Here is a 597-nt window from a genome sequence, read left to right as displayed (position 1 = left end):
ATGATCGCCTGTTCCCACCAGACCTGGTCGGTCAGTTCGGACAGCGCGATAGCCATGATCTCGCCGGACAGGATCAGGTCGGTACGGATCGCGCCCGAGACCATCTCTTTCTCGCGCCCCGGCCCCTCGATAATCGCGGGCTGCTCATGCTTTGTGGACTCGTCGACGTGGAAAAATTCCAGGACCTTCTCGGCCGCTTCGTAACAGAGGAACAATCCGCCGAAAATGAGGATGATCGGTATCAAAAAGGGCGCAAATTGCCCCAATAGGACCGCTGCGGGTAGCAAAAAGACCAGTTTGTTCTTGAACGATCCCTTGGTGATTTTCCAGATCATCGGCAATTCGCGCGACGGATCAAAACCGGTGACATAGGTCGCGTAACCGCCGCATCGTCGATCACCACACCAGCGGATTTCGTGCCGGCACGCGTTGCGGCGACACCGATATCGTCAATCGACGCGGCAGCGACTTTCGCAATGGCTGCGACGTCGTCGAGTAGGGCTACTAATCCTGTTGGCATTATTTGCCCCCGTCATTGCGAGGAGCGCAGCGACGCGGCAATCTAGTGCCCCGCGCGCCGCACTGGATTGCTTCGCT

General features: G+C 58.0%; 1 pseudogene. It reads right to left on the bottom strand.

Going from position 1 to position 597, the window contains the following annotated elements:
* Nucleotides 1–520 (bottom strand): annotated as a pseudogene (locus tag C8024_RS06395) (DUF808 family protein); the annotation flags it as partial.
* Nucleotides 521–597: the final 77 nt, after the last annotated feature.

Source organism: Sphingopyxis sp. BSNA05, assembly GCF_013265645.1.
GTDB lineage: Bacteria > Pseudomonadota > Alphaproteobacteria > Sphingomonadales > Sphingomonadaceae > Parasphingorhabdus.
The sequence above is the reverse complement of the archived record's forward strand: the minus strand, read 5'-3'. Positions and strand labels throughout refer to the sequence as shown.